This is a genomic window from Peribacillus sp. NPDC097895, assembly GCF_050277555.1.
GTDB lineage: Bacteria > Bacillota > Bacilli > Bacillales > DSM-1321 > Peribacillus.
In genome coordinates this window covers 1,694,827-1,721,408 of the sequence record NZ_JBNNSH010000001.1, presented here as the reverse complement: position 1 = coordinate 1,721,408, position 26,582 = coordinate 1,694,827, and the positions used below count along the sequence as shown (strand labels likewise).

Here is a 26,582-nt window from a genome sequence, read left to right as displayed (position 1 = left end):
TACCAAATCTAATTCAACTTGAAATGAAGCTTGATAAAAATCTTACAATTTATAATACATACCCCTTAGGTATAATTGTCAAGCGCCAATACCCAAAATTGCTTGATCGATATGTAATTTCTATTTTTGCACGAGAAGATTTTGTGCCATGGCTTCAGAAAACTCAATCGTCATTTGGGGAACATACGTTTTTAACAAAGCATTAACGATCGGGGCTTTAGCTCCTTTTGCCGTTATCGCCAAGCAGCCAGTCATTTTAGTCTGTCCGATACCGCACTGTTCTGCTAAAAAATAGCCATACCCATCAAATTTTTGATTTAATCCCCGTAGTTTAAATGTTACCTTGTCGGGTTCGTTCCATTCCAAAATATTCACTTCAAGTTTAATTTTCTTTTTCATCAATCCTAAATCGCTTTTAAACTCCCATATAAGTGTCCCATCATTAATCATCTCATGATTGATATACCCTGGTACAAGAGGTGCCCAACTATCTATGACACTTACAAACCCCCATACGGTGTCTATTGAAACCGGTAAAATGATACTATGCAATCCTTCTGACAAAGCAGTTCCCCCTTAATCATTTTACTTCCATCTTGTTAATGTATGGCTGAACAATATTGATTAGAACGGTAAGAATAGATTCTTAAATAGAATTCTCCCGGTGGTAAGAAAAAGATAATAACAGCAAAGAATCGCCCCTCTGCAATAAAGGGACGATTTCTTTTGTGTGGTGGTTACTTATTAATCTGTCGCAAATTCAACCGTATACATATTCAATCTTGGATCAGGGTTAATCCAGGCGCTTTCAAACACGAAGACCACTTTATAATTTGAGTAATCGGTATAAGTGACATAGTACATCCCTTCTTGCTCCACTTCACTTACAGGCTCACCAATCAATCCCTTCAACATGGATAAATGAATGGTTTGCAATTTCGGATCAAAATCATCAATGGCGGTAATCGTTTTTCTACCTGTTGAACCGTCATAGAGGAATCGGACATTCCGGCTCCAATAATTGGCTGCAACGGTACTTAAATCTTCCGGTGCACCCCAGGCTTTTTCCACTTTCTTCAACGAATCACCTACAGAAAATGGTCCACTGTTAATGGATTGCTGGGATTCATAGGCTAAACCCATGATTTGCCGAATCAAAAGGTCTGGCGTAGATTGCGATGATATTGAATCTGATGAAGCACAAGCGGCCTGCCCACTAAACATAAGCAATGCTAGCATTAAAAATGTAACGCTTCGAATAAAACGATTCACTTGTTTCAAAGCTATCCTCCCTTTCCCACCTAAAAATGACTAATTACATTTTTTAAAATATCTAAAAAAAGATGAAAAATTGCGTATGTCATTCTGGTTTTACCTTTACTATTACTATTCATTGGCACTTTGGACACATACCATTGGTTCAGAAAAAAACCTTAAATGAAATATTAAAACTGATTAAGCCATTTCAAGTGAGCTGTATTTCTATTTATATATTTATCCTGATCAAAAACTAGTCCTAATCAGAACTTAGTTAACTTGAAGCCAAGCAAGCACTTGATTTAGTTCCTAAAAAGGCTGCAGGCACTGCAGCAGGACTGACTGGCATATTTGGATATTTGGGTGGATCTGTAGCGGCTAATGCTATTATGGGATATGTAGTAGACTTTGCATGTTGGAATGCAGGTTTTACATTAATAACGATTTCTTGTGTTCTGGCAGTAGTGGTTTTTGCAATTACATGGAATGTTCGTGAACTTTTTCGAATATTCAATTCGCGATACTCTTACGCAGCTTATGAATGTTTGGGGAAACTTTCATTTTAGTTGTATATAATTAATGACTATGCCTTAAAACCTACGGTGGGTCCTAAAGGCAAAGTCATTACATCAAAAATCATTTAGATTAATGTTTTCAACTACTATACGATTATTACCATCAAAAAGAGAAGCTCCCGCTATACCGGGTTTTGTCATCTCATAAGGATTTAGAATCAAATCCAATTCTTCTTCTTTCAACACATCATCTTGTAGACAAAGTTCGTGAACTGATGCCTTTTAACATCGCTTCACGCACAATACGTGAAACCACTTCGTAACCAAGGTGCGGATTGACTGCCGTAATCACTCCGACCTTTGTTCGACATTATCTTTTAAATGTTGCTCATTTGCTTTATAGCCTTCCAAACAATAAAATGTAAAGACATTGAAAGCATGTTCATAAGGCTAATTAATTGCAATAAATTGAATGCAAGGAATACTTCCCCTTGCTCCTTTGTATGTTTATCATGTAATATCCTCTGCTATCGGTGTTTCCATCATTTCCTTCACTTTCTTTGAATCCTGTGTCTTGGCTAATATCCACATCAACTTGGGAACGATAGCTTCCGTATTCATATTTCGGGAACGAATGATGACATTCTGATTTACTTTTCGTCCCACTTCATATATATCCATATCTTCCCCTTCCTCTAAACATTGGGTAGTAATGACAACGGATATTCCACACTGTACCAGCTCATTCAATTTCTCTAGAATATTTCTACCTTGAAATGGAATACCGCCGCTCCCATAACTTTCAATGACAATACCTCGATATTGATGTTTCAGAAAATCAAAGAATTCTGGCTTAATTCCGGGATGCAGCTTTACCAAAGCAACATCCGTGCAAATGGAAGTATCCAACTTAACTTCCTTATTATTCGGTAAAGGAACAGGCTTACCATACTCAATTTTATCTTTGTATATAGAAGCAATATAAGGATAATTAATACTTTCAAATGAATCATAACTTTTCGTTCTCAGCTTAATGGCCCTTGTACCCTGAATGACTCTACCATCAAAAACCACATATACTCCGCCAATCTCTTCACAAGCAAACCGAATCGCGTCAGAGATATTTCTTTTGGCATCTGTCTTTTTAAAGGCAATTGGGATTTGAGAACCTGTAATAACAATTGGTTTTCCTGAATCTTGTAACATATATGAGAGTGCAGCTGAAGTGTAACCCATTGTATCTGTTCCATGGGTGATAACAAAGCCATCGTAATCATGATAGTGCTCATGGATGGATTTTGCCATTACTGTCCAATCTTCCGGCTGCATATTTGTACTATCAATATTCATCAAAGGCTTACTATCAATCTGACATAGTAAATCCAAACCTGGTAGGTGCCCTAAAATTTCCTCAGCTTTCATCTCTGGAACAAGTCCGTTTTTCCCTTCTAACGAAGCAATTGTCCCACCGGTAGTAATCAACATCAACTTCTTCTTTTTTACCTTCAAATTCTCCACCATTCTACCTCCCATAAGCCTCCCCGAATCGCCATCATTCTATGCATCTCAGAAAAGGATGAATTCTTCTCAATCGTCTACGTTACGCGTACATCTCATGTAATTATAGTCATGAACCCGTGTGAAATCAAGCGGAAGTTATTCATTACGCGTACACTTTATTGTCATATGATGTTATAATAGCTTCATACAAAGGAGAGTAATAAGGATGATTTTAAATAGATTAACTACATTAAGAAAGGGCAAAAGGTGGTCTTTGCAATATACGGCTGACAGACTCGGAATCGCCAAGAGTACTTATGCCGGTTATGAATCGGGTCATCGCCGCCCTTCATTGGAAACGATTAATTTATTAGCTGGCTTATATGAGACGTCCACGGATTACATTCTAGGCAGAATTGATGATACAGCTTATAAGCCTGAAGGGGTTTCGACAGAATCGAGTCAAGTCAGGGAATTAACGGATTTTTCAACAAATTTGGAGCTAGCTGTCGATGGAACCTCTCTTTCTGAAGAAGAAATGATTCACTTTATTGCGTTTATTAGAGCTAAGCGGGAAGTGGAAGTAAATCGCTATAAACAAAATGATCCAAATGATCCATTGAGCTAGGGTATTGTAGGTGGATTATTCTATGAACCTCATAAGGAAATATAAACACATAAGCAGTGTGTCACGGGAAAGTTGAGATCTGTTCCCATCGAAATGTAATTGAAATCCGGTTTGTTGCGAGCAGCATAACTGAACCTGAATAAAGATACCAAAAAGAACAGGTTGCTTCATTCCTGTTCTTTTTGTTTTCATTTTATGACTATTTACGAGCATCCCTTCTTCTTACACACCTTAAAAAAGTTTTCTATTAAAATTGGCTATGAGGACACGACCTCAGATGGTCGCCACTTTCTTGAAATCTCTTCAATATGATGAGGTGCCGTTCTGCAGCATCCTCCAATTAAACGGGCCCCTGCATGGTGCCATTCTTCAGATTTCAGGTCGAGGCTGTTACATGATTCTTGGCCATGCCAAGTTTTAGTTTCTGGATTATAGGTTTCACCAGAATTAGGATAAACAATTATTGGCTTTTGTGTGTTTGCACTCAACAACTTGATGGCTTCCGTGATACCTGATACTGGGGCACAGTTAATGCCAATTGCTGCAATTTGCTCACTGCTCTCAAACAATCTCGCACACTCCTCCAGGGAGGTACCGTCACTTATCTCTTTCTCATTTTTCAAAGAAAATGATAGCCAAGCATACACATCTGGATAATCTTTCAATAATGAATCCAATACTTTTGCTTCTTGCAGGGAAGGAATCGTTTCAAATGCTAGGAGATCAGCTCCTGATTCAATTAAAGCAGATATTCTTGAGCGATGAAAATACGCTAAAGTTTCATCTGAAACACCATAGTTCCCTACATACTCTGAACCATCTGCAAGGAAAGCCCCATAAGGTCCAACGGATGCAGCGACCAATGGCTTAGGTCTAATCGTTTGATTTTCTTCCTTCCAAAACTCATCCCTTGCTCTTCTGGCAAGTAACACCGTTTTCTTTATTAACTCCAAAGCCTCTTTTTCTTGTATTCCACGGAGGGCGAAACCTTCAACAGTAGCTTGGTAGCTTGCCGTTATCGCACAGTCTGCTCCAGCACGAAAATAGTCAGAGTGAACCTGATAAATCACTTCTGGATTTTCAATTAATACACGCGCGGACCACAGGGGATCATCCAAATCACACCCATGCCTTTCAAGCTCTGTAGCTAGAGCTCCGTCCAAAATCATGACTGAATGATCTCGTAAAATAGCATCAATCGGATTCATTTTATTCTTCATGGCCTACTCCTCTTTTCTTTATAGTTTGTGTTAGATAATAACTTCCAAAGCAAAACAAAATAAATGGAATACCACAATATAGTGCAATTCGTTGTGTAGGATCAAATGCTATTCCTATACAAGAAGCAAGACATAGCATGAAGGAAACGATTGGTACGAGTGGATATAATGGTGTACGATAAGCCAAATCATTTACTGAATTTCCTTCTTTTATATATCGTCTGCGAAATAGAAGCTGTGACGCGCTAATACTCATCCAAACTACAACCACGGCTAGTCCCGAAATGGATACCAGTACTATGTATACAGTATCCGGAGCAATAATACTCGAGAACAGGGCCAAACCACCGCCCAACATACTGAAAATGACCGCATATATCGGAACACCCCGTTTTGTCAATTTTGCAAATATTGGTGATATAGTTTTTTTATCCGCAAGTGACCAAAGCATTCTGGATGAGGCATATAGTCCTGAATTTGCAGCAGACAAAATGGCCGTTAATATAACAAAGTTCATAATATCCGCTGCATATGGCACTCCAATCCGTTCAAGAACTGCTACAAAAGGGCTCTCTAATACGCTTGCATCCGAAATAGGCAATAATGCGGATAATACGACGATGGTTCCTACAAAAAAAATAATTAATCTCCATAATGTCATACGGATTGCCTTTGGTATCGTTTTTTCTGGATTAACCGTTTCTCCAGCTGCAATTCCGATTAATTCAGTTCCAGAAAATGCAAAATTCACCGCAAGCATCGTCATTAGAATGGCAAATGCCCCATTAGGAAATAATCCTGCATGTGTAAAATTGGAAAACAACGGAGCTGATTGCGAATGATTGACGGGGATAAAACCTAGCATTGCCGCAGCTCCTAACATAATAAATATCACAATCGCAAATACCTTTATAGAGGCAAACCAGAATTCGGATTCAGCAAAAAACTTAACAGTCCACGCATTTAAGACAAAAACCAAAATGGCAAATAAAGCGCTCCATATCCAGACATTGATTGAGGGAAACCATCGCTGCATCAACAATCCTGCAGCCGTGAATTCCGAACCCAGTGCGACAGTCCAAGTTAGCCAGTACAACCAGGCTACTGTATATCCTGTCCCTGGTCCTATGTATTTCGCTGCATAGCTATGAAACGCACCTGTCTCGGGCATTTGTACTGCCAGCTCACCTAAAGATAACATGACTAGATAGACCACTAATGCTCCAATCAGATACGAAAGGATTGTACCAAACGGGCCAGCCTGTTGAATCGTATAACCCGAACTTAAGAATAAACCAGTTCCAATCACCCCGCCAAGCGATAGCATTATTATATGACGTGCTTGCATTTCCCTTTGAAAATCATGCTTCCTTTTGTTTTCCATTCCTACTCTCCTCTATCTTGCATCCAGAAAAAACGAAAACGCACTCTAAAAAAGAGTGCGTTACTGACAAATAAAAACGTTCGGTCTTATCTATCAAGGTTTCACCCCCTGGAATTAGCACAGTGTCCTTGAAGACCTGTTGCTGAGGTTTCATAGGGCCAGTCCCTCCACCTCTCTGGATAAGAAATTATTTTTTTATAACTCTATCAACCTATGAAAAAATTGTCAAGTTTTGTTTTGGATAATTCAGACTTCCTTTAAATTCCTACAAGTCTGATTCCCTGGCATAGAAATGAAAGGATTGCTTGTTTTAGCACAGTCGTTCACCATATTTGATTGGTGATAATACTAACCGGGAATATTTTTTTTGTTTTAAGAAAAATGGCGACATCTTAAAAAATGTCACCACTTTCTTTCTTATTCCTTAAGGACGTTCTATTTCAAATAATTCCCCTAGTTTGGTATAAGTATGACCTGCTAATCTTGCTACAGGTTTTAGCCCATTCTGGTCAATTCGGCCATTATGGTAAATATCTTGCTCTATATGATAGCAGACTATTTTTCCTATCAATAAATCACAACCAGGTTTATTCTTGGAACCTGCCAATGGTATCGCATGCTCTAATATACATTCAAAGCGTATCTTCGCTTCTTGCAATCCTGGTACGGATACCTTATCACTAACTGCCGGCGTGAAATTAGTAAGTCCCAATTCACTTTCGTCCGGTGGGAGTTCCTTGGCCGTTCTATTTGCATCAGCAACATTGTTTTCATCTGTGATATGAACAACGAATTCACCCGATTGAATGGCATTTCGGGCTGTATCCTTTGAAACGCCTTCTTTCCGTTGAATAGAAATGGAAATCATCGGAGGATTGGAACTGACGATATTAAAAAAACTGAACGGCGCTATATTGATTGTACCGGTTTCGGATTGTGTCGTAACAAGGGCTATAGGTCTCGGTATTATGCTTCCAGTCAAAAACTTATAATTTTCCCGTTCAGTCAGACTTTCAGGATTAACTGAAATCATCTTCATTCCCTCTTTCATTCTTATAAAAATTTCTGTTGAAACCATGAACCTGCTGCCTCAACCTCTGAACGTGTTAACTGATGACCATAATTTTCCCAGCGAACATCCACTGTAGCACCAGCTTGCAGTAATAGTTGATTGAGTTCTTCCGTTTCTTCTGCCGGGCAAATCGGATCGTTTTTACCTGCAGCAATAAAAACAGGTATATCCGAGAGGGAAGGCAATGCAAGCCCGCGCCTAGGCACCATTGGATGATGAAGTATCGCTCCTTGTAATGCCCCTTCGAAATGGAACATCAAACTTGCCGCTATATTGGCACCATTAGAATAACCTAATGCTACCACTTTGTCACGATCAAAGTCATATTTTCCGGACGCTAAGCCCAAGAATTCATAAAGCTCTTTCGTACGGAAGATCAAATCTTCTTCATCAAAAACCCCTTCAGATAACCGGCGGAAATATCGAGGCATTCCGTTTTCAAGTACATTTCCCCGTACGCTCAATACGGATGAACCCGGTGAAACCATTTCCGCTAACGGCAAGAGATCTGTTTCCGTTCCTCCCGTACCATGTAAAAGCAAAAGTAACGGTGCCTCCGGATTACTTCCTTTTTGAAAAATATGCTTCATCATTTATCCTCCTCTAGTACTCTCGGCACTGCCGGCAGTAACGTTTTCTCCATGATTCCCCTTTTTTCTTCCAGCCATGCCGGCAGCATTAATTTACTACCCATCGTTTCCTTTGTTTCATCATGAGCAAATCCAGGTGGATCTGTGGCAACTTCAAAGAGAATGCCTCCATCCTCCCTGAAATAAATGGCATCGAAGTATTGACGGTCTTTAAAGGGTGTCACACCATATCCATGGTTACCGATATGCTCTCTCCACTCTTTATGATCTTCATTATCGATTGCACGCCAAGCAAGATGATGGACAGTTCCGACTCCGATTTTCCCATTTGGCAAAACTGATTTTTTAACATCTATCAAATTTCCGATATCCGAAGTGGATTTAAAGCGGATGAAATCGCCCTCTTCCCCCATCTTTTGCAGGCCCATCACTTCTTCTAATAGTTCCATCGTTTTGATCGGTTTTGACGTCAATAATACGGCACCGCCGAATCCCTTTACCGCCCTATCTGCTGGTACACCGCCAAATGACCATGCGCTATTTTTACCTTCTTTACGCTCAACCAATTCAAGTTGCAAACCATGGGGATCTTGAAATTCGAGATATTCCTCACCGAAACGTGAAACCTTTTCAAAGTCTACGTTAAATTTATCCAAACGCGTTTCCCAGAAACCCATTGAACCTTCCGGAACGGCATATGTCGTTACCCCCACTTGTCCAGAGCCAATTGTTCCTTTGTATGCCCCAGGCCAAGGGAAGAAAGTGATAATTGTGCCCGGTGAACCTGATTCATCTCCGAAATATAAATGGTAGGTGCCTGGATCATCAAAATTAACGGTTTTCTTCACCATACGCATCCCTAATACTCCAGCATAAAAATCCACATTCTCTTGAGGATTACCTACAATGGCTGTTATATGATGTATTCCCGCATTTTGCTTTTGCATACCGATTACTCCCTTTCCCGTTGATTAATTTGTAGATTTTGTATTCAATGGTTTTAAATTGGATTCAATATCCTTCCTTTTCGATTCTAAAAAAGGTGGCAGGGCAAGGTTCTCACCTAGGTGCTGCTCCGCTTCATCCACAGCAAAACCAGGTCCATCAGTAGCTAGTTCGAATAATATGCCATTCGCCTCCCTAAAATAGAGTGAACGAAAATAAAAACGGTCCACATATCCAGAGTTCACGTAATTCGATTCACTAATTTTCTCTATCCATTTTCTCAGTTCCTCTTCATTTTCCACCCGGAAGGCAACATGGTGTACTCCGCCCCTCCCCAACCGTTCTCGAGGTATGTCATTCCTTTCTTCAACATGGACTTCCGCCCCTGTTCCTCCCTCACCTGTCTCATATACGACAATCGGATTTTGCCCTCTAATGGAGGATGGGTATGTGCCTGACTTCCTGAACCCTAATACCTCAGTAAGAACGCTTTCTGTCTGTTCAATATTGGGTACAGTAAGTTTTACTGGTCCTAATCCAAGGATGGAAAACTCTTGTGGTACCGGGCTCCTATCCCAGGGCAATCCTCCTTGAACGCCATTATTATCCCGATCGGAAACCAGAAGAAGCCTTTGCCCTTCAGGATCTTTAAAAGAAAGCACCTTCCGTTGAAAACGGGTCGATACTTCATCATGCTCAACATTGAATTCCTCAAATCGTTGTTTCCAAAATCCAAGTGCTTCATCATCCCTCACCCTTAAAGAAATTTCTGAAATACTATTGTTTCCCTCATGAGTACGGGCAGCATTGGGAATTTCAAAAAACGTCAATTCCGTACCAGGTGAACCAATTTGGTCTCCATAAAATAAGTGATACACACGAACATCATCTTGATTCACCGTTTTTTTGATTAATCGCATCCCTAGGACCTTCGTGTAGAATTCAAAGTTGTTTCCCGCTCGAGCTGTAATCGCCGAAACATGATGTAATCCTTTTAATTCCATCCGTACCCCTCCTATCTTTTTAAATCTCCCCAGTCAGAGAGAAATTACTCTTTGAATAATATCTCGAATTCAAGATATATACCTAAGCGAATAATACTTTCAATACAGATATCTTGATTTAAAGATAAATGATAGTGATTTATTTGTCAACCATTACATTCAAATATTTCAACCGTATCCACTTATAATAAAAAAAATAAAAACAGGTCAAAATAAGTCGGTATAATGAATGGAGGTGTGATTTATGGCAAAAGATTTCCTAAGCGCAATTGAAGATAGACGATCTTATTATTCCCTTAGCAAGGAACGTGTTGTCCCTAATAAAAGGATTAAAGAAGTTATCGATCATGCCGTTCAATATTCCCCTTCCGCTTTCAACTCCCAAAGTGCAAGAGTAATTGTTTTAACTGGTCAAAGCCACGACAAATTATGGGATATCACGAAAGAAATATTACGAAAAACAGTTGAAAACAAAGATTTTGAAAAAACGGAAGAAAAAATGAAGTCATTTAAGAATGGTTATGGTACGGTTTTATTCTTTGAAGACCAGGCTATTATAGATAGGCTTCAAGAACAGTTCAAAACATATTCCAAAAACTTTCCGATTTGGTCGAACCAATCGTCTGCCATTTTACAATTTGTCGTATGGACTTCATTGGAAATTGAGGGGTTTGGTGCAAGTCTTCAGCATTATAATCCCTTAATTGATGACGAAGTGAAAAAGACATGGGACATATCTCGCAACTGGAAACTGATTGCCCAAATGCCCTTTGGAAAACCGACCGCAGAACCTGGAGATAAAGACTTCTCACCACTGGAAGAACGAGTGAAATATTTTCAATAATACAATAGGGTTGGCTCATCATACCGAGCCAACCCTTTACGATATTACACTTTAATAATCCTGAAATGTTGCAATAAACCTGCAAATACCGATGAAGCAATTCCTATATATTCTCCAACAGGACTGAGTTTGATATACTCACTGTCATTCAAGACGTTCATTTCACACCCCCCTAAAGCACTATTGAATGGGTGAAGATCGCTTTGGCAGCCATTCCTTCAAATAATATGGGAGTCCACCCGAGTATTGTTTAGCAGCATGTCCACTTTTCAGTAGGATATATGTCTTATCCTTACATGTTAAATGCTCCATGACTGGATAAATCAATTCCTGAGGGACCAATCGATCATGCTTACTTGCTATGACCAAAACATTAGCATCAATTTTTGATAGCTTCGCTTTTTTCCCCCTAACCTTAAAACCCCCATTAACCAAGCGATTTTTTATCAAAAGGTCTTTGGTTATCTGTTTTGCAGCAGCTCCGGATAATGGCACATGCCCATTGGTCCACGCATTGAATCGGCGCCAATTTTGTACGTATTCCTCATCATCCGCTTGGTTCAATAAAGATAAATAGGGTGATATATAGATAGGGGATGTCATTAAGCGGATTCCATATTTAACTGCACTGGCTGGAATCGTTTGATAAATATCAATCGTATCGTCAAAATCCGCGGTACCTTCTTTTATGGCTTCCTGCCATTGATCAAAAAATGGCGAGGCACTAAAATCTATCGGTGTAACGGAGAGAATTAAATTCTTGACCGGCTCGTCTGCCATGGCAGCATATATTGCGGCTATTGTACCGCCAAGGCAAAATCCCATAACAGTAATTTCTGATGCTCCGGAGTGTCGTAGTGCACGCTGCACTCCTTTTTGAATATAATCGACGATATAATCTTCGATCGATATTTCACCATCCTCATAACCCGGGCTTCCGAAATCAAGCAAATATACATCAAAGCCTGCATTTACAAAGGATTCTATTAAACTATTTCCAGGTGCCAAGTCAAGAATCAAAGGAGTGTTAATTAGTGAATAAATAAGAAAAACCGGCACATCGTATTTTTTTTGTTCCGACGGATAATACCAGAGAGTAGACTTGTTTTTTTTCCACACCTCTATTTTCGGTGTCAATCCCATTTCAGGCATGGGCTGATTGGGAATATCCAAAAAATGTTTCCATTTAGGTATTGCATCGGATTGATTTTTTGGCATTTTCCGTTTAGACATTTGAATTCCCCTGTCCAAAAGATTTAAACTCAGGTAAACGTGCACTTAACAATAAAGAGTCATTTAAAAATTCCGATATTCTTTTTTTAGTCCCTTCCTTTTCATTGGATTGCCATCTCGATTTCCTTTTCTTGCCGCTAGATGAATTGTTACTTCGGATATTACCATTTCCCTCAAGCGTAGATAGAAGCTCTTCAATCCTGTCAATTTTTTCTTCGAGCTGAATGACTAATTTAGCAACACTTGCTACGTCTTTTTTTGTTGGGTAATTCATAATGATAGACATTCTTTCCGAGGCTTCGTGCATCCTATTTACTTTCGGAACTTGCATTTGTGCATTGTCACTTACTGCTTCTATTAATTCACGATTATTTAGCAAATCTTTGATTTTACCATTTAGCTGTTGTTCTCTTTGTGCGCCAAGCAGTTTTAGCGTCTTATAAAAATTTGAGTTTGCCGCCATATTCATCTTCCTTTCTTCTCCGTTTATACTAATGCCGATACTCCCCCGTCAATGATTAAAACATGACCAACCATATAGTCTGAAGCTTGTGAGCCCAAAAATACGGCGGCTCCTTTTAAATCATCTTCATTGCCAAACCGGCGAGCGGGGGTATTACCTAGAATGTCATAGTTGGATTTTTCAAGAATTCCCTTTGTGATCTTTGTCGGAAAAAAGCCTGGTGCTATTGCATTTACTTGGATGCCGTATCTAGCGAGTTTAACCCCTAAATCCTTGGTCATTGTAATGACAGCACCCTTACTTGTGTTATAAGCTATCGTATCCAATAGTTCAGGAAACGTCCCGCCAAGACCTGTCACCGATGCAATATTTATGATTTTCCCGGAATTTTGCTGTATCATGACCTTCGCAACAGCCTGAGAAAACAAGAATGTGCCTGTAACATTTACATTCAATACTTTTTCCCACTTATCCCTAGGAAGATCCAAGAATGGACCTGACCAGGACGTGCCGCTATTATTGACAAGAATATCAATCGTACCGAATTGAGCAATCGTTTCCTGTACCACAAGTTCAATGTCACCCTCATCAGTAATATCACATTCAAGGGCCAGGGCTTTTACACCCAATGATCGCAAGTGTTCACATACCTCTTTACATACAGGAAGATTTCTTGAGGCAATGACGATATTAGCTCCAGCCTCAGCATACGCCATGGCAATCTGCTTTCCCAGCCCCCTGCCGCCACCGGTAATGATAGCCGTCTTATTAGTTAAATCGAACATATTACTCAATGTAGTCAACTTTTCAGCCCTTCCATAATGAATTATTATTTATATAGAACCATCTATATTATTATAGAAAAGCCTATCCAATATGGTGCTTAAAATAGCCTAATGCCTTAGCCTTTTGTTTCACTAGCCTTTCTCCTAAATAAAAAATTACATTTCCATTGGATTGCCTTGTGATTTAGAGCAAAAACGAATACTAAACTTGTTTTATCGTATACACTAAAAGAATAGTAAGGAGGTTTATAAAATGACGATACATCACTTTCATTTAACCGCGGAATGGCCAGGAGGGAGAAATGATATCGGTACGATCCATTCGGGAAATCTTCAAACACACATAAGCATTCCTCCCGAAATGGAGGGACCAGGGATCGGCACCAATCCCGATGAAATGCTGCTTGGGGCCGCCTCCACGTGCTATATCATTACCTTTGCTGCCATGTTAGAGCGAAGCCATATAGAAAAAGCCAGCTTGACCATGCAATCGGAAGCTTTAGTGGATGTTACGAATGGTGTATTCACCTATAAAAAAATCATTCATCGCCCAACACTTGTATTGGCTTCGGATACATCTGAAAAAGTGATTGAAAAAGCGAGGAAACTCGCAGAAAAGGCTGAAACTTCATGTATGATTTCCAGGGCGATCAAAGGAAATGTAATTGTGGAATTGAACGCAACAATTTCCTTAGCGCAGCAGACCTGAAAGAAGAAAAGGTGCCTAATCCGGTATAGGGTTAGGCACCTTTTGTACTATTGAATTTCGTTCACTTTATTTTCAACCTTTTGGCATACCTCATCAGCCGTTAAACCATCAGCCTCTATGATAGACGCTTTAAATGAAGTATCGCTTATTCCCATCACATTACTTTCCAATCCTGTTACCACACAACAATCCAAGTTTCTTGCGTCAGCTTCTTGTTTAATCTCCACAACATCAAAACCTTTTTCACGAAGTGCTTCCTGAATATTCGTTAATGATTCTTCAACACCGATTTTTGACATCAACACACACCTCCTCTACTTTCTAACCTGTCCTTTTTACCTTCAATATATGTATAGGATGCAAAGGAAATAGGGAAAGTAATATCGAGGTGATAACTATGAATGGAAAACACAAGAAAGATGCCACACAAACTCGTTTAGGTTCTTCCCAGGTAGAGGGGCAGGGTACCACTACGAAAGAAACAGGGTCCTTCACTCAACCATCTTCACTAAAAAAACAAAAGCGTTCATGATAAAAATGAATCCTTGAACCTAACATGGAAATTACGGTTTTTGATGAAAATTCATGACAAATACGTGACTCAAAAACGCTTGGTTAACTGCCAAGCGTTTTCCTCTGCAATCCAATGTTATTTCATCGCCAATACTCAGTTACTTTCATATATTTTGTTTTATGATTTCCTGTTGGATCTTCACATCATTTAATTGATCACCATCAATGGTTTCTGAACCCGTTTTTGCTTTCTTTGCTTCATCCTGGTTTAAATCACTTGCTTTTAAGTTATTATCGGGAGCTGCTTGTTCGTTCCATTTTGTCATCATGATCTCCTCCTTTGTCCCATTATCCTCCCCAAACCTAAGATATTCATGAATACACCCCATCATTTATTGCAAAAATACTAATGGAGGTGTTTTTTTGGAACCAAACAAAGCTGGCAATAAAAATGTACCGGATTTTAAAGAGTTGAACGACCGTATAATCGGGGAACCATCACAGAGCCCCCGTTTAGTCATTAAAACAAATTGGGATACCAAACATGTAAATGATGAGAATCCTTATGCAGATCGGATTAACAGTGAAGGATTTGAAGAGTATTTTGAGGAATAAACAAAACCGGCTTAACAAGCCGGTTAATTTTAAAAATATTTCTTTTTCCAAAAAATGAACGCCGTCGTACCCGCAAAAGTAATCGCAATTAATAAAGTAAAGATAAAAGCATACGGATTATGCTCAAATGGCAGTTCCACATTCATTCCGTAAAAACTTGCCACCATCGTCGGCAGCGTTAATATTATTGTCACCGAGGTTAGAAACTTCATGGCATTATTGACATTATTCGAGATAATCGAAGCGAATGCATCCATCATCCCGCTGAGAATCGAGAGATACACTTCCGCCATTTCGATTGCCTGTGCATTTTCGATGATTACATCTTCAAGTAATTCTTTATCTTCCTCATACATTTTCAAATAATTAAAACGGAGGATTTTATCAAGTACAACCCGATTGGATTTCAATGATGTCGTAAAATAAACCAGGCTTTTTTCCAAAGCCAAAAAAGTATATAGTTCTTTATTTTTCATTGACTGGTGCAATTCACGTTCCGCTTCATTCGTCATTTTGTTAATCTGTTTCAGGTACCGTAAATAATAGGATGAAATTTCAAATAATAATTGTAAGGCAAATCTAGTTTTCTTATTAGTGAAAAATCCTTTGATCTTATTGTTTTTGAAATTTGCCAATATGGGTGTTTCCTTCAAAGAGACCGTAATGAAACAGTCCTTGGTAAAGATCATCCCTATCGGTATCGTTTCAAAGATGGGTAAGTTAGCTTCGTCCTTGGTCAAATATGGGAAGTCGACAATAATTAAAACATTGTCATCCTCTTTTTCAATTCTAGGCCTTTCCTCATCGTCCAGCGGATCTTTCATAAAATTAATCGGTAACTTTAAAGTTGTGCATATATATTCTATTTCGGCTTCTGTGGGCGCGACAATATTCACCCAGGAACCTTTTGTCATTTCCTCGATATTGTTTAGGAGACGGTTTTCATTCGTCTTGTAGATTTCAATCATTCGTTGACCTCCTCTTCTATAGAGAAAGCCTTATTTACCTTCTTCGAGCAGATACTCAGGAAGTATAACAGTCTCGACTTCTAGCATCATATTGGCTTCCTCTTGCTTACTGGGTTCAGGATCATAAGAACTGCTGCTCACTCGTATCCACTTCCTTTCGATTCTTTAATCTTAATCCTTATTCTTTTAAAGCACAATAACGAATTTACCACCTTGAATACTCACTTTTATATTTAGACTTATCTGAAAAAATAAAAAAACCGCTTGGGAATCCCCAAGCGATTCTTGTTTCATTATCCATGCTTTGTCTGATTATAATAGTGAACACCATACATTGCGCCTTCATCTACCATTTTATTATCTTCATGATCATATGGATCCGGGTGACCTGCCTTTTCAATTACAGGGTCTAGCTCTGAAGTTCTCCTATTCAAAAAGCTCATTGCCTTATCTTTTGCATTGGACCATATACCCTTCACTTTTCCTCTGTTCGTTTTCGTTGATAAAAATGAGACTCCGGCAACTCCGACTCCTAATAGTACTACATTTCTTCCTAATGCCATCATTACCTTCCCCCTTAAAAATTGGATTAATATATATATACCCGATGCTGCGTATTGTAAACCTATTTATATGGAGGCTTTTGATAAAAGAAATTAGGCGTCATTATTTCATTATTAAACGGTTTATGAAAAACGTGTGTCGTAGCTGGAGAGACCGGGGGAATTAACCATGACCAGTCCCCCGTTACTTTCCGGTCAAATGATGCTTCTTTTTCTTCGAATTTCTTGAATTGTTTAGCCGCTGTATGGTGATCCACAATGCTGACACCAGATTTTTTAAACGAATGCAGGACTGCATCATTCAATTCGATCAATGCTCGATCTTTCCATAAATTAGAATCTCGTTTAATATCCAAGCCCATTCGCTCCCCTATTACTGGAAGCATATTGTAGCGATCTTCATCTGCAAGATTTCTCGCACCAATTTCCGTTCCCATGTACCACCCATTGAATGGTGCAGCTGAATAAGTAATGCCGCCGATCTCCAGTCTCATACCAGATATGATTGGAACTGCATACCATTTGATTTGAAGGTCTTTGAACCATGTAAACTCTGGGTGGGTGATTGGAACTTCTTTAACCAGTCCATCAGGAATTTCATAAATACTAGGGGTTTGTCCGTCCAATTGGATGACAAGTGGTAATATATCGAATGGACCATATTTCCCCTTCCAGCCTAATGTAAGACATTGCTTCGTAAATTCGATTGAACTTGAATCGCCAATTACACCATGTTCCGACTCATATCCTGCATAACGAATAAGCTGATGATTCCAAATATCGATTTTTCCATCATGATCTTTCTGTTTGAAAATTGTAATTACAGGCCTGATGTTTCCATTATTCGTAGCGTAATCGATATGCTCAAAAAGGGCCGATGCAATCTCTTCTTCGTTCTGAATCAACCTTTTATCAATCACCCGAAGCGACTCCCAAAAAAAACGTCCGATGCAACGATTACTATTCCGCCAAGCTAATTTAGCACCATGTACTAATTCTTCATATGTATGTTCATATTTGTCTGTTTCATTAATTTCTTTTTTGATTTGTTCAATCCTACTAGTTATTTCCTCTTCCGTTTTCAACATTTCTGAATAGCTTGTCCTTATAAAGGATACGGCCTCTTGCAGTAAATCACTCATCTTTCCCACGGATCCTTCCATTTGCAAAACTTTGAATTCATTAATAAAGTAACATATTTCTCATAGTATCACTAAAGGAACACCTTTCTGAATGAGCAATTTCTTTTAAAATGTGGCAATTCCGAGGCGGAAATAATTCTTCCGCACGATACTTAAAGTAAGTTCATAAATTTTTTATATTATAATATCTCTAGTAACTAAATAATAATCGGTAAAGTTGTTACAGAAGCGGTAAATGGATTATAATATAATAATATGGGGTGATATGATGAATAATACGACACTTTGTCCGCGATTTGAAAAAGGGATGCAAATCTTGAGTAAACGCTGGACTGGATTGATTGTCAATCAATTGCTTAATGGCCCTCAACGGTTTTGTAATATTGAATCTGCCTTCCCGATCAGTGGGAGGATTCTTTCTGAGCGTTTAAAGGACTTGGAGATTGAAGGTATTGTAAAAAGGGACGTATATCCAGAGACACCGGTCAGGATTGAATATTCATTAACTGAAAAAGGCAAGGCACTTGCACCGGTAATGAGAGAAATTCAAAACTGGGCTCAAGAATGGCTCGAACCAATACAGAATCAATAACATAGGCAAAAGGAAAAAAGGGGAATGTTCGCCAGCTGGCTGACTTTCCCTTTTTTCCTTTTGCTTTTGTTTAACCGCTCACGACTAGTGGTATATTTTTTACAGATAGAATAACACTAGGTTTATTCTAAATTATATGGGCGGTGAATTCATGAAGCAAGCAGACTGCATAGTAATTGGTGGCGGTATAGCCGGTATTCAGGCAGCCATCCAGCTCGGAAGATATAAACATCGTATACTCGTCATTGATTCTGCACAGGGCCGCTCTTCCATAGCCAAGGCTTACCATAACATCCTTGGATGGCCTGATGGGGTAAGCGGCAATCATTTAAGGACTTTGGGCAGACAGCACGCTGAAAAATTCGATGTTGAATTCTTGGATGATACTGTGGTATCTATTGAAAAAAAACATGACGAGTTTTTTATCAAAACAAAGAATGACGCGGAATATCAAGCAAAAACGATTTTTCTTGGAACGGGAATTACCGATAACATCCCTCCAATCAAAAATATTTATTCAACGCTTGGGACATCCACCTATATATGCCCAGACTGTGATGGGTATGAGATCATGGATAAGCAAACCGTTGTCATTGGCGGTGGGAATACGGGAGCAAGTATGGCCCTTACACTGTTATATTGGTCAAAAGATATCATTTACGTAAATCATTTGAAATCAAAAATTGATGATAAGTACAGGGAAAAGTTGATGAAAAACCAGATTCCCGTGTTTGAAGAAGAAGTTGAAGAAGTTCTTGTTGATGCTAAACAACAGATGACGGCGATACAATTAATAACTGGTAAAATAATTGAAGCTGAAAAGGCATTCACTGCTTTTAAAGGAAACAAACTGAATAATGAACTCGCCATACAATTGGGTGTGGAGGTAAACGAAAACAATCATGTGGTGGTCCACCCTCGTACTAAAGAAACGAATATCGAGGGAGTTTGGGCCGGCGGAGACCTCGTTGCGCACTCTGAACAAGTAACCATTTCGATGGGTGATGGGACCCAGGCAGCTATTTGGATTCATAAGAGACTGCTGGGCCAGCCACTTCCTTATGATTAAAGCGCCGCGTTAAAAATTAAAAGGGCGACTTGTTTACCAGACTGTAGACAAACTTGATAATAATTGAGTTTGTCTACAGTTTTTTAGGCATTTCAAATTTGACCGTTGATTTCCACTGAAGGCACTCGCTTTCCGCGGGCCGTCCGGGAGGGACGCACTTTCCGGCTGTAGAGTCTGCCTTGGACACGTATTCCCGCAGGAGTCTCACACACCTGTTCTAATCACCTTGTTTTAACAGTTAGATAGAACTCCTTTTTCCTACAGTCTTTTTTGTTCTAAAATTTTCACATGTGTGGAATAAACGAAAGAGACTCTGTACTTAGATAGAAAATCTGTTCAAACAGGTCAGTATCTTTATAGCGGCGTTCATAATTTTTACCTAACGTAAAGAAGTGTGGCACTTTATCATGGAAACCCTAACCTAATAAGACCTTCCGAAACCTTAATGTATAAAAAAATGGGGCGACCTGTTTACCAGGACGCCCTTTCCATTCCTATATGTTCCTTGGTAAGCCTTGGGCTCAGATGTATATCTACATTCGGCTCCTTCCTTTAAAAACTTTAACCAGAATGAGAATGACCGCGATGATGAGCAAGATATGTATAAAGCCAGCTGCCACTTTAAAGACTAAACCAAGTACCCATAATAATATTATGGCGCCAATAATTGTCCAAAGCATAATGATCTCCCCTTTCTTTTTACTAATCTCATTAATGGAACTTTCTTTAATAGAAGTTCCTCCATTATTTTTGGCTTACATTTAAATTACCCATATCTTTCTTTCACAAACCCTTTAGTGGGAAATCCAAAAAAATATTACATAAAGCTGTAAATCCTGTAAAAGATAATAAAGAAAAAAGGAATCTTCCTTCTGTTGCAAAAAAACTTAATTCTCCGAAGGAAGAGACTATCAGTTTTAAAGGTCCTAAGGATAGCGCTTTACAAGAAAATATAAAAGGAGTCGTTCATTCATGAAAAAGTTTTTAGTCATCTGTTTAACTGCCTGTTCCCTTTTCTTGGTTAACCTGAACCACCCGGCCGCAGAGGAAACTAAAGCAAAACCGGAAAGCGTACAATTCACTGATGCTCAAAAATCAGAAATTGCAAAGATCCAAAAGCAGATACTCGCGGACAAAAAGAAATTGATTGAAAAATACGTGGAGTTTGGTGCGCTTTCGAAGGAAGAAGCAGATAAAATGTTATCTCACTTTGAAAAACATTATAAAATGATGGAAGAACATAATTTCCAAATCCCACCGCATCGTCCGCATACACGACATATGCATGAGTAATTTTATGTTCTTTACCTATGAAGCATACTAATCCGACCTTAAAAAAGGCCGGATTTTTTTCATTTCTTTCTTTCTTGATAAATAAACCTTACGTGTTTACTATTTACTAAAGGATTTATATTTCTCTTTAGCGAAATACATAATTATGAGAAATGAAAGGGTGAAAAGGATGAACAAAATAGGGATAACAGCAAGAGACTTATTTCACTTGAAATCAGTGACTGATCCAAAGCTATCACCAGATGGCAGCATGGCGGTTTACGTCCAAACGAGAATTGATGAAAAAACAGAAAAATACATTTCCAATCTGTATATGTACAGCTTGATTACGAATGAAACAAAGCAATGGACGTTTGGAGATAATCGTGATACATCTCCAGCATGGTCTCCTGATGGAAAGCATATCGCCTTTATATCAGACAGATCAGGAAAAAAACAAGTTCACCTCATTGGGAGCATTGGTGGCGAAGCACGTCAGCTTACCCATTTCATTAACGGTGTAACCAAACCGATTTGGTCACCATGTTCCACCAAGTTGTTGTTATCTACCGGTTTAAAAGACGGCGAAACCCTTCATACAGTAAAGGAAAATGATTTGTCTAAAGAAGTACACCGGTATGACCGGATAAAATATAAATGGGACGGGAGAGGCTATTTCGATCAGTTATATCAACAGCTCGTTGTAGTGAATATTTTTCATAACGAATCTGTATTGCTAACGGAAAATAATATTGATCATCACCCTAATGCTTGGTCCCCTGATGGTCAGCACATTGCTTTCATGAGCGGGGATGCAGAAAGGAGTGATGATGAACTTTTTTCTGATATTTTCACCATGGATCTTGAAACGAAGTTTTTACAGAAGATTACGGATAGTACGGGTTTCTTTAAAGATCCGAAGTGGTCTCCAAATGGTGAATATCTTTCCTTCATTGGACATAATAAAGAATTTGCAGGTGCCACCTTTTCAAATATCTGGTTGTACTCCATATCCGATCAAACGATTCAGTGCTTAACGGATGGCTGGGACGTCGAAATCGGGGATTCCGCAATCGGGGATTTCCAAATCGGGGCAGTCGACCCAGGTATTTTATGGACAAACGATAGCCAAGGCTTTTATTTTTTAATAAGCGATTATGGGAATACTGGAGTTTATTATGGTTCGATTGAGGGCGCTATGTATCCATCCATCCTTGATCCACAGCATATATACGGACTGACCATAGATCCCGAAAGCCATCGTGCCGTCGTGGCCATAAGTACACCCGCCCATCCAGGCGACCTCTTTGCATATAACCTTACGAATGGGGATAAAGAACAAATCAGTTTTGTGAATGATGAATTTTTAAGGAATAAACATTTATCCATAGCTGAACCCATTTCTTTTCCCGCTGCCGATGGACAGACCATCCACGGCTGGATCATGAGGCCGACCGAATTTAATGAAAATCATAAATATCCACTCATTTTGGAAATTCACGGCGGTCCTCATATGATGTATGCCAATACCTATGTCCATGAATTCCAGACCTTGGCTAATGAAGGGTATACAGTTTTGTTCACTAACCCGCGTGGCAGTTTGGGATATGGTCAGGACTTCGCAAATGCCTGCCGAGGTGATTATGGAGGCATGGATTATCAGGACTTAATGGCTGGAGTGGATCATGTTTTAGCTACATATGATTTTATAAACCATGAAGATTTGGGTGTCTCCGGCGGAAGTTATGGAGGGTTCATGACAAATTGGATAATCGGGCATACCAACCGTTTCAAGGCTGCAGTGACTCAGCGTTGCATTAGTAACTGGTTAAGCTTTTATGGTGTCAGCGATATTGGCTATTACTTTACAGAGTGGGAAATTGGCGGCGATATCATAAACTCGGCTGATAAATTGTGGCAGCACTCACCTTTAAAGTATGTTTCCAATGTGAATACTCCTTTACTCATACTTCACGGTGAAAAAGATTTCCGATGTCCCATTGAACAGAGTGAGCAATTTTTTGTCGCTTTAAAACGGCAAAACAAAGAAGCAGTACTTGTTTCCTTCCCGGATGAAACGCATGAAATTTCCCGAAGCGGATCTCCCAAAATGCGTCTGCAACACGTAGAAGAAATCAAAGGATGGTTCAATAAATATTTTTAATAACAAAAACTCTGTTAGCATTCGCTAACAGAGTTTTGTTTTTAGTGTTGAATTTGATTTCTGTCCTCGGAAATTGAACTTAGAGCATTACCCGCGATAGAATTAGTCTGACGGTGTACAGCAAGATCTCCTAATGCCACAACTCCGACGAGCTTGTCATTTTCCACTATTGGGAGTCTTCTGATTTGTTCATTCCCCATTAACTCCTCAGCTTCATCAACTGACATATCAGGAGTACCCGTTACAAGATTGGTGGAAATAACATCAGTTATTCTCGTCGAGTTTGGCTTTTTCTCTGCCACACAGCGGATAACGATATCCCTGTCTGTAATGACACCAATTAAATGGTTATTCTCCAATACAGGAATGACTCCAACATCGTCATCCTTCATTTTGACTGCTGCTTCATATATATTATCCTCCGCTGTGCAACAGTCAATATCTGTTGTCATAATATCTCTTAGTGTAGTCATGGATTTCCCTCCATATTTCAGTATTTCATTAGTTGCTTGTTTATTGTTGGCCTTTTAAGAGATATTATTCAACAGCTTCAAACAGGATCCATTCCACATAATTCCCATGATCCGGTTTAACTAAAGAGTCGAATTCGTCAGCAAGCTTCGATAAACCCGCTTCCAATTCTTCCCCTACACAAGGATAATTATTTTAATAGGCTGCCTCTCCTTAGTAAACATCCCTTTTGGTAAATGCTGCAAAGGATACAATTAATGCTAGCACCCACCAGACGAGCAATGTAATGACGGACGATAATAAGGTCATTCCCTCGATTGGCGGAGCCGTACCGCTAATATAAGTGGTCAATTTCAAATTCACCATAAAAAAATATTTCGCTGAATCCCATGATGAAACCATATTATTCAGGATAGCCCCCGAAATCAAAGCAGCCAGCATGATGCCCATGCCAGCGGGTGTACTGCGCACCAAAACAGATAGCATGAAAGAAAGGGTCCCTACTACTACCGCAACCAGCCAAACAAGTCCCAAATCCATCAATAGGAATCTCCATTGTTCAACTAACCTAACTTGACTGACATCCACATCAGCGCCCTTCAATTCAAATCCGGTTATGACGGGTGCTCCCCATCCCTGATACCCAAAAACAAGTCCCGATAACAAATACGAGAGTAAAGCTGTCATCGCCACAATTAGCGAAACCGACAATAATAATGTTACATATTTACTCATTAAAATTTTCCAGCGTTCCACTGGCCTTGTTAACAGGAGTTTAATTGTACCTTGACTATTTTCGGAAGAAACCAAATCACTTGCTACAATCATGATCAGCAGCGGAATGAACAAATCAATGGCATTTTCCAAAAACATGCGTGTAAAAGTAGCTGCACCTGGTTCTGAGGGGTTTATGTCATGATCCAGGTAATATTGCTGCTGTTTTAGACTGACTTCTAGTTGTTCACGCCACTCATCCAGCATCCTATTTGAGCTCAATCGATTTTGAGTATCGATGATTTGCTGTTGAAGAGCAGAACGCCAATCAGAAGTACCCAACTTCTCCTGCTGCTCTTTCACTTGTTTATATTGTGCATAGGTGAACATCATCACTAAAATGCCAACGATGATACCTATTATGACTAACCGTTTTTTTGCCAACAACTTCATCATTTCATTTTGGATCAAATTATTCAATACGTGCACCTCCGCTACCGGTTACCTGCAAAAATAATTCTTCCAATCCCGGGAGTTTTCGGTTCATTTCATGCACCTTAACCCCTGCTTGGTTCAGTGCAGCATTCCATTCAGGAGTTTCGACTTCATCATAAGCTGTAATGATAAAGTTTTGCTCTACGGTAATATCGGTGTAACCGCTAAGGATCTCCACACCCTTTTGTAAGGGCTCTACCCTCCAAATTATCCGCTCTTGTGTGGATAATAGCCTTTCCACTGTATCGGTTTTGATTATTTCTCCATTTTTTATGATTGCGACCCGGTCACATAGTTGCTGGATTTCACCTAATAAGTGTGAAGATACGAGAACACTCATACCTTCTTCTTCAGCCAACTTTCTGATGAATTGCCTCATTTCACGGATCCCAGCAGGATCTAGACCATTGGTTGGTTCATCCAAAATCAATAGCTTTGGACTATTCAGCATCGCCTGCGCAATTCCTAGGCGCTGCCTCATACCTAGAGAATAGGTCTTCACTTTATCATGAATTCTCGCTTGTAGACCGACGAGTTCTGTAACCTCATTCATTCTTGCTTCATCAACTTTTGGTAACATTCTTGCAAAGTGGAGCAAATTATCCCAACCACTTAAAAATGGATATAACTCTGGATTTTCTACAATACAGCCCATATGCTGCATGGCTTTCGTGAATTCCTTACGCACATCATATCCGCATATATGGATGGATCCCGATGTTGGCTTAATCAGACCCACCAACATGCGGATCGTCGTCGTTTTACCGGCGCCATTCGGTCCTAAAAAGCCGAAAACCTCACCTTCATTCAGCTCAAAATCTATACCTTTAATAATTTCCCTTTTACCAATCTTTTTTTTCAAGCCCTTAACTGACAATGTTACTTGTTTCATCGTTCCTCATCCTCCCATTTTATTAAAGGAGCAACCCTATCAGCAATTAAACGGTAACCCTCCTTATTAGGGTGAAATTTATCTGAATACAAATATTCATTTACCGATAATTGAAATAAGTCGAATGTTGGTACGAAAATTGCATTTTTATAATGAGCCACTACTTCTGCCGTTTCATTATTCCAGTCCCGTACTATGCGGTTAGTATCCAAGTCTTCGTCCAAATCTATAAATGGATTATACAAGCCAAGTAAAAATATGGTGGCTGTATCATTGACATGATTGAGATTTTTTAAAATTCCATGCAAATTTTCCAAATATTTCTTTTGTGAAGCGGATGCAGCCTCCCTATCATAATCAATCAAGGTCTGTCCCTTTTGAAAGAGGTCGTTGCCGCCAATAGTAACTAAAATAACATCAGCTGCCTGGATTTGACGCTTCACTTCCGTTTGTTTCACTTGCTGCACCAATTCTTGAGACACTTGTCCATTAATGCCGAGATTATGAATGAGCGGTTTTCTATGGTATTCACTCTCCAAATCTTCCATAACAAGTCCAACATAACCTTTTCCTGTTTCATCACCTGTACCACGTGTCAATGAATCACCCAACGCCACTACCGTAAAGTCATCAGGAAGATTCTTTTTCATGGGGGTCGTTTCATTAGCTCCCATATCAGAAGTTTTTTTTCCATAATGGTCAATAATAGTCCAACCGAGGCAAAATAAACAAAACAGCCCGATAAAAGCTGATACAATGGTAGCGGTCAATACTTTTGGTTTGCTCAAAAACACTCATCCTTCCATTCATTCTCTACCTTCCATTAAATCATATTTTTTCCAAAAACAAAAAAACTGATTGCTCTTGGTAAGAAAAATTCCGGAAACTTCCGTCCCCTATTCGTTTGCATTACCTCAATAAGTAAGTAATAAGGGCTAAAAGAGATTCATGAAATCAAGTTGA

General features: G+C 39.3%; 31 protein-coding genes, 2 pseudogenes and 1 riboswitch. Of the genes and pseudogenes, 10 read left to right on the top strand and 23 right to left on the bottom strand.

What is annotated here, in order from left to right:
* Nucleotides 1-120: 120 nt before the first annotated feature.
* Both ACQKMH_RS08325 and ACQKMH_RS08320 read right to left on the bottom strand, forming a co-directional pair.
* Complete coding sequence (locus tag ACQKMH_RS08325) at nucleotides 121-564, bottom strand: CoxG family protein (protein WP_427586915.1); 444 nt, start codon at nucleotides 562-564, stop codon at nucleotides 121-123.
* Between the two features lie 180 nt (nucleotides 565-744).
* Complete coding sequence (locus tag ACQKMH_RS08320) at nucleotides 745-1,272, bottom strand: DUF4309 domain-containing protein (RefSeq protein WP_427587547.1); 528 nt, start codon at nucleotides 1,270-1,272, stop codon at nucleotides 745-747.
* Nucleotides 1,273-1,547: 275 nt separating this feature from the next.
* Here ACQKMH_RS08320 and ACQKMH_RS08315 point away from each other — a divergent pair.
* Nucleotides 1,548-1,823: pseudogene (locus tag ACQKMH_RS08315) on the top strand (hypothetical protein); the annotation flags it as partial.
* Between the two features lie 63 nt (nucleotides 1,824-1,886).
* Here the strand turns inward: ACQKMH_RS08315 and aspA are convergent.
* Together aspA and ACQKMH_RS08305 are read right to left on the bottom strand one after the other, a co-directional pair.
* Nucleotides 1,887-2,260: pseudogene (gene aspA, locus ACQKMH_RS08310) on the bottom strand (aspartate ammonia-lyase); the annotation flags it as partial.
* Nucleotides 2,261-2,282: 22 nt separating this feature from the next.
* Nucleotides 2,283-3,257, bottom strand: coding sequence for an asparaginase (locus ACQKMH_RS08305; protein ID WP_427587546.1), 975 nt, complete (start codon nucleotides 3,255-3,257; stop codon nucleotides 2,283-2,285).
* A gap of 241 nt (nucleotides 3,258-3,498) precedes the next feature.
* On the opposite strand from ACQKMH_RS08305, the gene ACQKMH_RS08300 reads away from it, so the two are divergent.
* Nucleotides 3,499-3,900, top strand: coding sequence for a helix-turn-helix domain-containing protein (locus ACQKMH_RS08300; RefSeq protein WP_427586914.1), 402 nt, complete (start codon nucleotides 3,499-3,501; stop codon nucleotides 3,898-3,900).
* Nucleotides 3,901-4,157: 257 nt separating this feature from the next.
* On the opposite strand, the gene mmuM is transcribed toward ACQKMH_RS08300, so the two are convergent.
* The 6 genes from mmuM to ACQKMH_RS08270 all read right to left on the bottom strand — a co-directional run bounded on the left by mmuM (nucleotide 4,158) and on the right by ACQKMH_RS08270 (nucleotide 10,115).
* The gene (gene mmuM / locus ACQKMH_RS08295) at nucleotides 4,158-5,120 is read right to left on the bottom strand and encodes a homocysteine S-methyltransferase (RefSeq protein WP_427586913.1); all 963 of its coding nucleotides are present in this window, start codon (nucleotides 5,118-5,120) and stop codon (nucleotides 4,158-4,160) included.
* Nucleotides 5,110-6,504, bottom strand: coding sequence for an S-methylmethionine permease (mmuP, locus tag ACQKMH_RS08290; protein WP_427586912.1), 1,395 nt, complete (start codon nucleotides 6,502-6,504; stop codon nucleotides 5,110-5,112). Before mmuP ends, mmuM begins: the two co-directional genes overlap by 11 nt.
* A gap of 83 nt (nucleotides 6,505-6,587) precedes the next feature.
* Nucleotides 6,588-6,690, bottom strand: a riboswitch (SAM riboswitch).
* Between the two features lie 238 nt (nucleotides 6,691-6,928).
* Nucleotides 6,929-7,537, bottom strand: coding sequence for a flavin reductase family protein (locus ACQKMH_RS08285; RefSeq protein WP_427586911.1), 609 nt, complete (start codon nucleotides 7,535-7,537; stop codon nucleotides 6,929-6,931).
* A 20-nt stretch (nucleotides 7,538-7,557) separates the two neighbouring features.
* Nucleotides 7,558-8,166, bottom strand: coding sequence for an alpha/beta hydrolase (locus ACQKMH_RS08280; RefSeq protein ID WP_427587545.1), 609 nt, complete (start codon nucleotides 8,164-8,166; stop codon nucleotides 7,558-7,560).
* A complete protein-coding gene (locus ACQKMH_RS08275; protein ID WP_427586910.1) occupies nucleotides 8,166-9,113 on the bottom strand; it encodes a ring-cleaving dioxygenase in 948 nt (315 codons plus the stop codon). Before ACQKMH_RS08275 ends, ACQKMH_RS08280 begins: the two co-directional genes overlap by 1 nt.
* Nucleotides 9,114-9,137: 24 nt before the next feature.
* Nucleotides 9,138-10,115: a ring-cleaving dioxygenase gene (locus tag ACQKMH_RS08270; protein WP_427586909.1), complete on the bottom strand. Its 978-nt coding sequence runs from the start codon at nucleotides 10,113-10,115 to the stop codon at nucleotides 9,138-9,140.
* Nucleotides 10,116-10,359: 244 nt separating this feature from the next.
* On the opposite strand from ACQKMH_RS08270, the gene ACQKMH_RS08265 reads away from it, so the two are divergent.
* Nucleotides 10,360-10,959, top strand: a complete 600-nt coding sequence (locus ACQKMH_RS08265) for a nitroreductase family protein (RefSeq protein ID WP_427586908.1) — start codon at nucleotides 10,360-10,362, stop codon at nucleotides 10,957-10,959.
* A gap of 180 nt (nucleotides 10,960-11,139) precedes the next feature.
* Here ACQKMH_RS08265 and ACQKMH_RS08260 read toward each other — a convergent pair whose 3' ends face one another.
* Genes ACQKMH_RS08260 through ACQKMH_RS08250 form a run of 3 tightly spaced genes read right to left on the bottom strand, consistent with a single transcriptional unit; the run spans nucleotide 11,140 to nucleotide 13,440 of the window.
* Nucleotides 11,140-12,192, bottom strand: a complete 1,053-nt coding sequence (locus ACQKMH_RS08260; protein ID WP_427586906.1) for an alpha/beta fold hydrolase — start codon at nucleotides 12,190-12,192, stop codon at nucleotides 11,140-11,142.
* Nucleotides 12,185-12,661, bottom strand: a complete 477-nt coding sequence (locus tag ACQKMH_RS08255; RefSeq protein WP_427586905.1) for a hypothetical protein — start codon at nucleotides 12,659-12,661, stop codon at nucleotides 12,185-12,187. The genes ACQKMH_RS08260 and ACQKMH_RS08255 overlap by 8 nt, the downstream gene beginning before the upstream one ends.
* A gap of 17 nt (nucleotides 12,662-12,678) precedes the next feature.
* Nucleotides 12,679-13,440 carry an SDR family oxidoreductase gene (locus ACQKMH_RS08250; protein WP_427587544.1) on the bottom strand — a complete coding sequence of 254 codons (762 nt, stop codon included), beginning with the start codon at nucleotides 13,438-13,440 and terminating at the stop codon, nucleotides 12,679-12,681.
* Nucleotides 13,441-13,693: 253 nt separating this feature from the next.
* Between ACQKMH_RS08250 and ACQKMH_RS08245 the strand changes: the two genes are divergently transcribed.
* Nucleotides 13,694-14,149 carry an OsmC family protein gene (locus tag ACQKMH_RS08245; RefSeq protein ID WP_427586903.1) on the top strand — a complete coding sequence of 152 codons (456 nt, stop codon included), beginning with the start codon at nucleotides 13,694-13,696 and terminating at the stop codon, nucleotides 14,147-14,149.
* Nucleotides 14,150-14,196: 47 nt separating this feature from the next.
* Here the strand turns inward: ACQKMH_RS08245 and ACQKMH_RS08240 are convergent, their stop codons facing one another.
* Nucleotides 14,197-14,448, bottom strand: a complete 252-nt coding sequence (locus ACQKMH_RS08240) for a YkuS family protein (protein ID WP_230155578.1) — start codon at nucleotides 14,446-14,448, stop codon at nucleotides 14,197-14,199.
* Between the two features lie 98 nt (nucleotides 14,449-14,546).
* On the opposite strand from ACQKMH_RS08240, the gene ACQKMH_RS08235 reads away from it, so the two are divergent.
* Entirely contained in the window at nucleotides 14,547-14,681 is a 135-nt protein-coding gene (locus ACQKMH_RS08235) for a YuzL family protein (RefSeq protein ID WP_427586902.1), read from the top strand.
* Between the two features lie 145 nt (nucleotides 14,682-14,826).
* On the opposite strand, the gene ACQKMH_RS08230 is transcribed toward ACQKMH_RS08235, so the two are convergent.
* Nucleotides 14,827-14,991, bottom strand: coding sequence for a hypothetical protein (locus tag ACQKMH_RS08230; protein ID WP_427586901.1), 165 nt, complete (start codon nucleotides 14,989-14,991; stop codon nucleotides 14,827-14,829).
* Nucleotides 14,992-15,085: 94 nt separating this feature from the next.
* Between ACQKMH_RS08230 and ACQKMH_RS08225 the strand changes: the two genes are divergently transcribed.
* Entirely contained in the window at nucleotides 15,086-15,277 is a 192-nt protein-coding gene (locus ACQKMH_RS08225; protein ID WP_427586900.1) for a hypothetical protein, read from the top strand.
* Nucleotides 15,278-15,306: 29 nt separating this feature from the next.
* Here ACQKMH_RS08225 and ACQKMH_RS08220 read toward each other — a convergent pair whose 3' ends face one another.
* The 3 genes from ACQKMH_RS08220 to ACQKMH_RS08210 form a co-directional block, all read right to left on the bottom strand.
* On the bottom strand, nucleotides 15,307-16,245 hold the full coding sequence (locus tag ACQKMH_RS08220) for a magnesium transporter CorA family protein (RefSeq protein ID WP_230155572.1): 939 nt from the start codon (nucleotides 16,243-16,245) through the stop codon (nucleotides 15,307-15,309).
* A 293-nt stretch (nucleotides 16,246-16,538) separates the two neighbouring features.
* Nucleotides 16,539-16,811: a hypothetical protein gene (locus ACQKMH_RS08215; RefSeq protein ID WP_427586899.1), complete on the bottom strand. Its 273-nt coding sequence runs from the start codon at nucleotides 16,809-16,811 to the stop codon at nucleotides 16,539-16,541.
* A gap of 59 nt (nucleotides 16,812-16,870) precedes the next feature.
* Nucleotides 16,871-17,950, bottom strand: coding sequence for a nitric oxide synthase oxygenase (locus ACQKMH_RS08210; protein WP_427586898.1), 1,080 nt, complete (start codon nucleotides 17,948-17,950; stop codon nucleotides 16,871-16,873).
* A gap of 268 nt (nucleotides 17,951-18,218) precedes the next feature.
* On the opposite strand from ACQKMH_RS08210, the gene ACQKMH_RS08205 reads away from it, so the two are divergent.
* Both ACQKMH_RS08205 and ACQKMH_RS08200 read left to right on the top strand, forming a co-directional pair.
* Complete coding sequence (locus tag ACQKMH_RS08205) at nucleotides 18,219-18,542, top strand: winged helix-turn-helix transcriptional regulator (RefSeq protein ID WP_230155565.1); 324 nt, start codon at nucleotides 18,219-18,221, stop codon at nucleotides 18,540-18,542.
* A 151-nt stretch (nucleotides 18,543-18,693) separates the two neighbouring features.
* Nucleotides 18,694-19,611 carry an NAD(P)/FAD-dependent oxidoreductase gene (locus tag ACQKMH_RS08200; RefSeq protein ID WP_427586897.1) on the top strand — a complete coding sequence of 306 codons (918 nt, stop codon included), beginning with the start codon at nucleotides 18,694-18,696 and terminating at the stop codon, nucleotides 19,609-19,611.
* A 533-nt stretch (nucleotides 19,612-20,144) separates the two neighbouring features.
* On the opposite strand, the gene ACQKMH_RS08195 is transcribed toward ACQKMH_RS08200, so the two are convergent.
* A complete protein-coding gene (locus tag ACQKMH_RS08195; RefSeq protein WP_230155562.1) occupies nucleotides 20,145-20,291 on the bottom strand; it encodes a lmo0937 family membrane protein in 147 nt (48 codons plus the stop codon).
* 292 nt (nucleotides 20,292-20,583) lie between these two features.
* On the opposite strand from ACQKMH_RS08195, the gene ACQKMH_RS08190 reads away from it, so the two are divergent.
* Nucleotides 20,584-20,904, top strand: coding sequence for a YckD family protein (locus ACQKMH_RS08190; RefSeq protein WP_427586896.1), 321 nt, complete (start codon nucleotides 20,584-20,586; stop codon nucleotides 20,902-20,904).
* Between the two features lie 169 nt (nucleotides 20,905-21,073).
* Nucleotides 21,074-23,047, top strand: coding sequence for a S9 family peptidase (locus ACQKMH_RS08185; RefSeq protein WP_427586895.1), 1,974 nt, complete (start codon nucleotides 21,074-21,076; stop codon nucleotides 23,045-23,047).
* Nucleotides 23,048-23,088: 41 nt separating this feature from the next.
* Here the strand turns inward: ACQKMH_RS08185 and ACQKMH_RS08180 are convergent, their stop codons facing one another.
* From ACQKMH_RS08180 to ACQKMH_RS08165, 4 genes are all read right to left on the bottom strand, one after another.
* Nucleotides 23,089-23,520: a CBS domain-containing protein gene (locus tag ACQKMH_RS08180; RefSeq protein WP_427586894.1), complete on the bottom strand. Its 432-nt coding sequence runs from the start codon at nucleotides 23,518-23,520 to the stop codon at nucleotides 23,089-23,091.
* 211 nt (nucleotides 23,521-23,731) lie between these two features.
* On the bottom strand, nucleotides 23,732-24,712 hold the full coding sequence (locus tag ACQKMH_RS08175) for an ABC transporter permease (RefSeq protein ID WP_427586893.1): 981 nt from the start codon (nucleotides 24,710-24,712) through the stop codon (nucleotides 23,732-23,734).
* Nucleotides 24,705-25,619 carry an ABC transporter ATP-binding protein gene (locus ACQKMH_RS08170; protein ID WP_427586892.1) on the bottom strand — a complete coding sequence of 305 codons (915 nt, stop codon included), beginning with the start codon at nucleotides 25,617-25,619 and terminating at the stop codon, nucleotides 24,705-24,707. The genes ACQKMH_RS08175 and ACQKMH_RS08170 overlap by 8 nt, the downstream gene beginning before the upstream one ends.
* Entirely contained in the window at nucleotides 25,616-26,407 is a 792-nt protein-coding gene (locus ACQKMH_RS08165; RefSeq protein WP_427586891.1) for an SGNH/GDSL hydrolase family protein, read from the bottom strand. The genes ACQKMH_RS08170 and ACQKMH_RS08165 overlap by 4 nt, the downstream gene beginning before the upstream one ends.
* Nucleotides 26,408-26,582 lie beyond the last annotated feature (175 nt).

Bases quoted from the DNA above. Each gene is read 5' to 3' on its own strand.
- ACQKMH_RS08305 (WP_427587546.1), bottom strand. From the start codon at position 3,257: ATGTTGATTACTACCGGTGGGACAATTGCTTCGTTAGAAGGGAAAAAC.
- ACQKMH_RS08190 (WP_427586896.1), top strand. From the start codon at position 20,584: ATGAAAAAGTTTTTAGTCATCTGTTTAACTGCCTGTTCCCTTTTCTTG.
- ACQKMH_RS08215 (WP_427586899.1), bottom strand. From the start codon at position 16,811: ATGATGGCATTAGGAAGAAATGTAGTACTATTAGGAGTCGGAGTTGCC.
- ACQKMH_RS08235 (WP_427586902.1), top strand. From the start codon at position 14,547: ATGAATGGAAAACACAAGAAAGATGCCACACAAACTCGTTTAGGTTCT.
- ACQKMH_RS08285 (WP_427586911.1), bottom strand. From the start codon at position 7,537: ATGATTTCAGTTAATCCTGAAAGTCTGACTGAACGGGAAAATTATAAG.
- ACQKMH_RS08245 (WP_427586903.1), top strand. From the start codon at position 13,694: ATGACGATACATCACTTTCATTTAACCGCGGAATGGCCAGGAGGGAGA.
- ACQKMH_RS08230 (WP_427586901.1), bottom strand. From the start codon at position 14,991: ATGATGACAAAATGGAACGAACAAGCAGCTCCCGATAATAACTTAAAA.
- ACQKMH_RS08300 (WP_427586914.1), top strand. From the start codon at position 3,499: ATGATTTTAAATAGATTAACTACATTAAGAAAGGGCAAAAGGTGGTCT.
- ACQKMH_RS08270 (WP_427586909.1), bottom strand. From the start codon at position 10,115: ATGGAATTAAAAGGATTACATCATGTTTCGGCGATTACAGCTCGAGCG.
- ACQKMH_RS08240 (WP_230155578.1), bottom strand. From the start codon at position 14,448: ATGTCAAAAATCGGTGTTGAAGAATCATTAACGAATATTCAGGAAGCA.
- ACQKMH_RS08265 (WP_427586908.1), top strand. From the start codon at position 10,360: ATGGCAAAAGATTTCCTAAGCGCAATTGAAGATAGACGATCTTATTAT.
- mmuP (WP_427586912.1), bottom strand. From the start codon at position 6,504: ATGGAAAACAAAAGGAAGCATGATTTTCAAAGGGAAATGCAAGCACGT.
- ACQKMH_RS08220 (WP_230155572.1), bottom strand. From the start codon at position 16,245: ATGATTGAAATCTACAAGACGAATGAAAACCGTCTCCTAAACAATATC.
- ACQKMH_RS08185 (WP_427586895.1), top strand. From the start codon at position 21,074: ATGAACAAAATAGGGATAACAGCAAGAGACTTATTTCACTTGAAATCA.
- ACQKMH_RS08210 (WP_427586898.1), bottom strand. From the start codon at position 17,950: ATGAGTGATTTACTGCAAGAGGCCGTATCCTTTATAAGGACAAGCTAT.
- ACQKMH_RS08280 (WP_427587545.1), bottom strand. From the start codon at position 8,166: ATGAAGCATATTTTTCAAAAAGGAAGTAATCCGGAGGCACCGTTACTT.
- ACQKMH_RS08255 (WP_427586905.1), bottom strand. From the start codon at position 12,661: ATGAATATGGCGGCAAACTCAAATTTTTATAAGACGCTAAAACTGCTT.
- ACQKMH_RS08200 (WP_427586897.1), top strand. From the start codon at position 18,694: ATGAAGCAAGCAGACTGCATAGTAATTGGTGGCGGTATAGCCGGTATT.
- ACQKMH_RS08275 (WP_427586910.1), bottom strand. From the start codon at position 9,113: ATGCAAAAGCAAAATGCGGGAATACATCATATAACAGCCATTGTAGGT.
- ACQKMH_RS08250 (WP_427587544.1), bottom strand. From the start codon at position 13,440: ATGTTCGATTTAACTAATAAGACGGCTATCATTACCGGTGGCGGCAGG.
- ACQKMH_RS08180 (WP_427586894.1), bottom strand. From the start codon at position 23,520: ATGACTACACTAAGAGATATTATGACAACAGATATTGACTGTTGCACA.
- ACQKMH_RS08205 (WP_230155565.1), top strand. From the start codon at position 18,219: ATGAATAATACGACACTTTGTCCGCGATTTGAAAAAGGGATGCAAATC.
- ACQKMH_RS08170 (WP_427586892.1), bottom strand. From the start codon at position 25,619: ATGAAACAAGTAACATTGTCAGTTAAGGGCTTGAAAAAAAAGATTGGT.
- ACQKMH_RS08260 (WP_427586906.1), bottom strand. From the start codon at position 12,192: ATGTCTAAACGGAAAATGCCAAAAAATCAATCCGATGCAATACCTAAA.
- mmuM (WP_427586913.1), bottom strand. From the start codon at position 5,120: ATGAAGAATAAAATGAATCCGATTGATGCTATTTTACGAGATCATTCA.
- ACQKMH_RS08195 (WP_230155562.1), bottom strand. From the start codon at position 20,291: ATGCTTTGGACAATTATTGGCGCCATAATATTATTATGGGTACTTGGT.